Source organism: Roseomonas acroporae (genome assembly GCF_023223525.1).
Lineage (GTDB): Bacteria > Pseudomonadota > Alphaproteobacteria > Acetobacterales > Acetobacteraceae > Roseomonas_E > Roseomonas_E acroporae.
Genome location: NZ_JALPRX010000013.1, coordinates 1 through 6909, shown reverse-complemented (window position 1 = coordinate 6909; position 6909 = coordinate 1). Strand labels below are relative to the sequence as shown.

6 protein-coding genes are annotated in these 6909 nt (G+C 73.4%); 3 read left to right on the top strand and 3 right to left on the bottom strand.

All coding sequences use genetic code 11. The features are described from left to right. Nucleotides 1-85: 85 nt before the first annotated feature. The 3 genes from M0638_RS03915 to M0638_RS03905 all read right to left on the bottom strand — a co-directional run bounded on the left by M0638_RS03915 (nt 86) and on the right by M0638_RS03905 (nt 2640). Nucleotides 86-940, bottom strand: coding sequence for a hypothetical protein (locus M0638_RS03915; protein WP_248665652.1), 855 nt, complete (start codon nt 938-940; stop codon nt 86-88). A gap of 52 nt (nt 941-992) precedes the next feature. Further along, entirely contained in the window at nt 993-1634 is a 642-nt protein-coding gene (locus M0638_RS03910) for a YjbE family putative metal transport protein (RefSeq protein ID WP_248665651.1), read from the bottom strand. 382 nt (nt 1635-2016) lie between these two features. Then, complete coding sequence (locus M0638_RS03905) at nt 2017-2640, bottom strand: TerC family protein (RefSeq protein ID WP_248665650.1); 624 nt, start codon at nt 2638-2640, stop codon at nt 2017-2019. 318 nt (nt 2641-2958) lie between these two features. Here M0638_RS03905 and M0638_RS03900 point away from each other — a divergent pair, with 318 nt between their 5' ends. From M0638_RS03900 to M0638_RS03890, 3 genes are all read left to right on the top strand, one after another. Further along, nucleotides 2959-3822 carry an alpha/beta fold hydrolase gene (locus M0638_RS03900; protein ID WP_248665649.1) on the top strand — a complete coding sequence of 288 codons (864 nt, stop codon included), beginning with the start codon at nt 2959-2961 and terminating at the stop codon, nt 3820-3822. A gap of 309 nt (nt 3823-4131) precedes the next feature. Continuing rightward, a complete protein-coding gene (gene purB / locus M0638_RS03895) occupies nt 4132-5469 on the top strand; it encodes an adenylosuccinate lyase (RefSeq protein WP_248665648.1) in 1338 nt (445 codons plus the stop codon). Between the two features lie 163 nt (nt 5470-5632). Further along, the coding region (locus M0638_RS03890; RefSeq protein ID WP_248665647.1) for an ABC transporter substrate-binding protein at nt 5633-6909 on the top strand (1277 nt) is incomplete at its 3' end.

Sequence of the window (6909 nt, the reverse complement as noted above, 5' to 3'; positions counted from 1 at the left end):
CCCCCCCCCCACGGGCCGGCGAGCGCCGGCATGCCCGGCAGGGCGCCGGCGGAAAGTCCGGGACCGGGCGATCCGCCCGTCCCGTTCAGTGGCCGCGGCGGCTCGGCGTCGCCTGGCGGGCCGGCGCGCGTGCCGTGGCGCGGGGCGCGGCACCGGCCCGGGGCACGGCCTGGGCGCGGACCGGGGCATGGTACTGGCGCCGGGCAGGTGCCTGGTAGTAGTGGCTGCGCGGCGCCACGTACCGCCCGCGGTAGCTACGGTGGTAGCGGGCCGGCGCGCCGTAGTAGCGCGGCGCGGGCGGCTCGGGCGGCTCGTAGACCGGGGTGCCCGCCGGCAGCGGCAGGGCCTCGGTGACGGCTACGATCGGCTGTCCCGCCGCCTGCGGCGTGCCCTTCGCGGCCAGGGCGATCGCCGTCGCGAAGTCGAGCGGCTGCACCGGCGGTGCGCCGCGATCCGGCATCGTCACCTCCAGCCGCAGGAAGTGGCCCGAGAAGCCGCCGACGCAGAGGGTGGTCACGATCGGCGTGCGGCCGAAATTGCCCCGCAGCGTCGCGCAGCGCAGCGCCGGCTGCCCGCCGGCCGAGACCAGGTTCATCTCCTGCACCGAGAGACGCTGGCTGCCGCGGTTCGGCGCCGAGGCCAGCGCCTCCTGCACCGTGCGGTCGAGCTGCGCCGCCACCTCGGGCGCCCGCGGGTCGGCGGCGGCCGCGCCGTCGTCGAAGATCTGCACCTGGCCGGCGGCGGCGCGGTTCGCCGTGGCGTAGGCCACGGCGAGGGCGGCCCCGGGCGGATCGGTCTCCATCGGCGTGGTGTCGCCGCGGATCATGCCGGCCGCCTCCTGCGGCAGCCGTGCCGCGAGCGTCGGGATGTCCACCGGCGCGGGCGGGCCGGAGGCGCAGGCGGCCAGGCCGAGCGGCAGCAGCGCCGCGGCCCAGCGCATGCAGGCTCCGCGCCGCGAGGGCGGCGCGGAAAGCGGCGACTCTGCCGTCACGCTAGTGATGCTCTGCCGCCGGCAGGAAGCCGAGGCCGAGGTGGAGTTCGGCGTTGCCGATGATGGCACCCTCCCAGAGCAGCTTGAGACCGACATACACGATCAGCGCGACGCCGATGTAGGCGATGATCGGGAAGCGGTCGAGCACCTTGGCGAGGAAGCCGCCCAGCACGCCCATCAGGATCACCGAGACGAGCAGGCCGATGATCAGCAGGGCCTGGTCGTTGCGCGCCACCGCGGCCACGGCCAGCACGTTGTCGAGCGACATCGAGACGTCGGCGACGATGATCTGCCAGAGCGCCTGGCCCAGCGTCTTCTCGTGGTGCTGGCCCGCATGCTCGGGATGCTCCTCCTCCTCCTTCTTCTCGCGCAGCTCCTTGAAGAAGGTCCAGGCGATGTAGAGCAGCGCGAGGCCGCCGACGATGTCGATCCACCAGAGCGCCAGCAGGTAGGTGGCGAAGAGCGAGAAGACGATTCGCAGCACCGCCGCCGCGACGATGCCGAACAGCACCGCCTTGTTGCGCTGCGCCGCCGGCAGGCCGGCCGCCGCGAGGCCGATGACCACCGCGTTGTCGCCCGACAGGATGACGTTCAGCCACATGATCTGCAGCAGCTCCGGCAGGGAGCCGGTGATGGTTTCCATCAAGGGGGAAGTCACTCCGGAATGGACCGGTGCGATGGCGGGTGCGCGGGCAAGCCGGTCGGGAGATGGAACGAAAGGCGCGGCAAGCTAGACGAGCCGTCCTGGAGCGGGAAGGCGGCGACGCGCGAAGATCAATTTTAGTTCACGCGAAGTCCACGATGCCGGGCATGGCCGCCTGCGGACGGCGGCGGGCGAAGCGGAGCCGGGCCGCGCGCACGGCGCCCGCCGGTCGTGCCCTGTCCGGACCTCGCATCCGGGCATCGCATCGGGATGCCGCTGCGGATGCCCGCCCGAAACGACGCCAGCCCGACCGGGAGGGTCGGGCTGGCGGGAAGCCGGGTGGTGTGCGGCGCCCGGCGGGACCGGGCGCCGCGGCGGCACGTCAGAGCCGGGCGTGGACGTCGTGGAAGCCTTCCCAGATCATGTTCGCGGCCACGTAGAGGATGACCAGCAGGCCGACCCAGGCGATCCAGCGGTGCTTCTCCAGCAGGCGCGCGATGAAGGTGGCCGCGACGCCCATCAGCACCACCGAGATGGCGAGGCCGACGATCAGCACGTCGAGATGGTCCTTGGCCGCGCCGGCCACCGCCAGCACGTTGTCGAGCGACATCGAGACGTCGGCGACCAGGATCTGGATGATCGCCTGGCGCAGCGTCTTGCGCGGCGCGCCCGGCGCCGCGTCCACCCCCTCGGCGGCGCTGACAACGTCGGCGCCGACATGCTGCTCGGGGTCGTGCCGCAGCTCGCGGTACATCTTCCAGCAGACCCAGAGCAGCAGCAGGCCGCCCATCAGGGTCAGGCCGACGATCGAGAGCAGCTGCGTCGTGATCGCCGCGAAGCCGATGCGCATCAGCGTGGCGGCGCCGATGCCCCACAGGATGGCCTTGCGCCGCTGCTCGGGCGGCAGGCCGGACGCGGCCATGCCGACGACGATGGCGTTGTCGCCCGCCAGGACGAGATCGATGAGCAGCACCTGCCCCAGCGCGATGAACCAGTCGAGTGTCATGACCCTCTTTTCTTCTCTCTGTCGGGCCGGACACGTCCCGGTCGCGCGGCCGACGCGTTTCCATCAGGCAACCGTGCGGCGCGACCCCCTCGGCCTGCGCAACGAAGGCCGCACCACTTAAATTGTTGGCAATGCTAAAGCAAGCTTTCTGCCACGCCGTCGGCTCCTTCCGGCACCCCCCCCCCCGGATCCGCCATCCCTCCGCGGGGCGGCCGGCATGCACTCCCGCCCGTTCCGCGAATGCCGTAGCGTCGCCGACGGCCGGGACCGAGGGCTCCGGGGAACGGGCGTCACGCAACCCGGTCCGGGAGGGGAACGATGGAACACCTGACGGTTCGCGGCAACGCGGCCGACCTGCACCTGGTTCGCACCGGCCGCGGCGCGCCGCTGCTGCTGCTGCACGGCTGGCCGGAATTCTGGCTGACCTGGGAGCCGGTGATGCAGCGCCTCGCCGACCGCCACACGCTGATCGCCCCCGACCTGCGCGGCTTCGGCGCCAGCGCCAAGCCGGACGGCGACTGGGGGGCCGAGGGCCACGCCGCCGACATGCTGGGGCTGCTGGACGCGCTGGGCCTCGGCCGGGTGGGCGTGGTGGGGCACGACGTGGGCGGGGCGGTGATCCAGGCCCTGGCCCGCGCCGTGCCGGAACGCTGCGCCGGGCTGTTCCTGTTCGACTTCGTGTATCCCGGCATCGGCGCCCGCATGGGGACGCCCGACCGGCTGAGCGAGATCTGGTACCAGTCCTTCAACCAGATGGACTTCGCCCCGGCGCTGGTGGGTGCCTCGCGGGAAAGCTGCCGCCTCTACATCGGCCACATCCTGCGCCACTGGGCGCACCGGAAGGAGGCGATGGAGGCGGTGCTGGAGCCTTTCGTGGACAATTTCATGCAACCCGGCAATCTCGCCGGCGGCTTCGCCTGGTACCGCGCGGCGCATGCCGGGCGGATCGCGATGATGCGGGGCGAGGCCCCTGCCCTGCCGCCCATCGCGGTGCCCGCCTGCGTGCGCTGGGCCGAGCACGACCCGCTCTTCCCCTATGCCTGGACCGACCGGCTGGGCGAGACCTTCGCCGACCTCGACCTCGCCCCCTTCCCCGGCGTCGGCCACTTCCCGCACCGCGAGGACCCGGACCGGGCGGCCGCCTTCATCGGCGACTTCTTCGCCCGCATCGGCCATCGCTGAACGGCCGTCGCTGAGCGGCGGGCGCGCGGCCGGCGGCGCCCCCCGCTTCGGCAGCCCGGTTCCGCGCGGGCCGGCCGCCCGGCACGACGCCGCGCGCCCGAGGGGCGCGGGACGGACCGGCGCAGGACGACCGGCGCAGGACGATCGGCACGCCGCGCGGGGCAGCCCCGGCCAGCGCCCGATTGACGCGCGGCGGCCGGCGCGCGAGGGAGGCCGCTCCGAGATACGCCCGCCAACCGAATGCCCCCGCCCGCCCCCGCCCGCGATCCGCCGGGCCGCCAGGGCCGGGCCAGCCTCAGGAGGCCGCCGATGGTCCCGCGCTACGCCCGCCCCGAGATGACCGCCATCTGGTCGCCCGCCGAGCGCTACCGCATCTGGTTCGAGATCGAGGCGCTAGCCTCCGAGGCGATGGCCGAGCTCGGCACCATCCCGCGCGAGGCGGCGCGGGTGATCCGCGAGAAGGGCGCAGCCCGGGTCAAGGACATCACCGAGGCCGATCTGGAGCGCATCGACGCGATCGAGCGCGAGACGCGCCACGACGTGATCGCCTTCCTCACCTGGCTCGGCGAGGGCATCGGGCCGGAGGCGCGCTTCGTCCACCAGGGGCTGACCAGCTCGGACGTGCTCGACACCTGCCTCTCGGTGCAGCTCACCCGCGCCGCCGATCTTCTCCTCGCGGACATGGACGCGCTGCTGGCCGCGCTGAAGCGCCGCGCCCTGGAGCACAGGCTGACGCCGACCATCGGCCGCAGCCACGGCATCCATGCCGAGCCGACCACCTTCGGCCTCAAGCTCGCCGGCCACTACGCCGAGTTCGCGCGCGGCCGTGCCCGGCTGGTCGCGGCGCGGGCCGAGGTCGCGACCTGCGCCATCTCGGGCGCCGTCGGCACCTTCGCCCATGTCGATCCGCGCGTGGAGGAGCACGTCGCGACCGCGCTCGGCCTCGCCCCGGAGCCGGTCTCGACCCAGGTGATCCCGCGCGACCGCCACGCCGCCTTCTTCTGCGCGCTGGCCGTGATCGCCTCCGGCATCGAGCGGCTGGCGACCGAGGTGCGCCACCTGCAACGCTCCGAGGTGCGCGAGGCGGAGGAGTTCTTCCACCCCGGGCAGAAGGGCAGCTCGGCGATGCCCCACAAGCGCAACCCGGTGCTCTCGGAGAACCTCACCGGCCTCGCCCGCGTGGTGCGCGGCTACGCGGTGCCGGCGCTGGAGAACGTGGCGCTCTGGCACGAGCGCGACATCTCCCACTCCTCGGTGGAGCGCTTCATCGGCCCGGACGCGACCGTCACCCTGGACTTCGCGCTCGCCCGCCTGACCGGCATGATCGACCGGCTGACCATCTACCCCGAGCAGATGGCGCGGAACCTCGAATCCCTGGGCGGCGTGGTGCACTCGCAGGAGGTGCTGCTGGCGCTGACCCAGGCCGGGATGAGCCGCGAGGACAGCTACCGCGCCGTGCAGTCCGCCGCCATGGCGACCTGGACGAAGCTCGGCCATGCCGACGCGAAGGATTTCCGCGCCAACCTGCTGGCCGACCCGACCGTCTCGGCCGTGCTCGACGCCGCGACGATCGACCGCGCGCTCGACCCGACGCAGCACTTCAAGGCGGTGGACACGGTGTTCCGCCGGGTGTTCGGCGAGGGCTGACGCCGCCGCGGCAGTCCCGGCGGCCCTGCGCGCCGGACGGGGAGTCATGCCGGTCCGCCCCGATGCGAATCGGCACGAGCCGCTTCGCCCTGGTCATCCGCCACCGGACACGGGAGGATGCCGCCGCGGCACAGCCGGAAGCGCCGGCCGCGGAGGAAGCAGCATGACCAGGAAGGACGACGCCCGGCCCGCGCCGGGCGCGCAGGCGTCACCCGCGCCGGACGCCATCGCCCCCCGAGCGCCGCGCGCCCTGACGCCACGCCGCGCCCTGCTGGCCGGCGGTGCGTGCGGCGCCGCCCTCGTCGGCTTTCCCGCGATCCCGCGCGCCCAGCCGGGCGGCGAGCCGCTGAAGCTCGCCGTGCTGACCGACATGAGCGGCATCCTGGCCGATCTCGGCGGCGCCGGCACGGTCGCGGCGATGACGCTGGCCATCGAGGATCTGGGCGGCGCGGTGAACGGCCGCCCGGTCCAGCTCCTGAAGGGCGACCACCTCAACCGCGCCGACATCGGCGCCGGCATCGCCCGGCGCTGGTACGACGAGGGCGTGACGGCGATCTTCGACGTCGGCAACACCTCGGTGGCGCTCGGCGTGCAGAACCTCGCGCGCGAGAAGAACCGGGCGGTGATCTTCCTCTCCTCGGCGAGCGCGGACCTGACCGGCGCCGCCTGTTCGCCCAATGGCCTGCACTGGACCTACAACAACTACTCGCAGGCGCTCGGCGCCGTGCGCGTGCTGCGCGAGGCCGGGGCGAAGACTTGGTTCTTCATCACCGTGGACTACACCTACGGCCGCAACGTGCAGCGCGACACCACGGGCATGATCGAGGCGGGCGGCGGCCGCGTCGTCGGCTCGCTGCTGCATCCCTTCGACATGACCGACTATTCCTCGCCGCTGCTCCAGGCCCGCGCCTCGCGCGCCGACGCCATCCTGCTCGCCACCACCACCGGCCACGCGGTGAACCTCGTCAAGCAGGCGGACGAGTTCGGCATGCGGCGCGGGGCGCAGAAGGTGATGCCGCTCAGCATCACGCTGCACGACGTCAAGGCGCTCGGCACCCGCCAGGCCGAGGGGATCATCGAGACGGCGCCCTACTACTGGGACCAGAACGACGCCACCCGCGCCTTCGCCGAGCGCTACCGCGCCCGCATGGGCGGCAGGATGCCCAACATGGTGCAGGCCAGCGCCTACGGCGCCGCGAAGCACTACCTGGAGGCGGTGCGCGCCGCCGGCACCGACGAGGCCGGGCGCGTGCTCGCGCAGATGCGGGCGACGCCGATCAACGACTTCATGACGAAGGACGGCCGCATCCGCCCGGACGGGCGCGTGCTGCGCGACATGTGGATCTTCCGCGCCAAGGGACCCGCGGAGTCGCGCGGCGAGTGGGACCTGATGACCGGGATCGGCCACATCCCGGCCGCGGAGAGCTTCGCCCCGCCCGA

Bases quoted from the DNA above. Each gene is read 5' to 3' on its own strand.
- M0638_RS03905 (WP_248665650.1), bottom strand. From the start codon at position 2,640: ATGACACTCGACTGGTTCATCGCGCTGGGGCAGGTGCTGCTCATCGAT.
- M0638_RS03900 (WP_248665649.1), top strand. From the start codon at position 2,959: ATGGAACACCTGACGGTTCGCGGCAACGCGGCCGACCTGCACCTGGTT.
- M0638_RS03915 (WP_248665652.1), bottom strand. From the start codon at position 940: ATGCGCTGGGCCGCGGCGCTGCTGCCGCTCGGCCTGGCCGCCTGCGCC.
- M0638_RS03910 (WP_248665651.1), bottom strand. From the start codon at position 1,634: ATGGAAACCATCACCGGCTCCCTGCCGGAGCTGCTGCAGATCATGTGG.
- purB (WP_248665648.1), top strand. From the start codon at position 4,132: ATGGTCCCGCGCTACGCCCGCCCCGAGATGACCGCCATCTGGTCGCCC.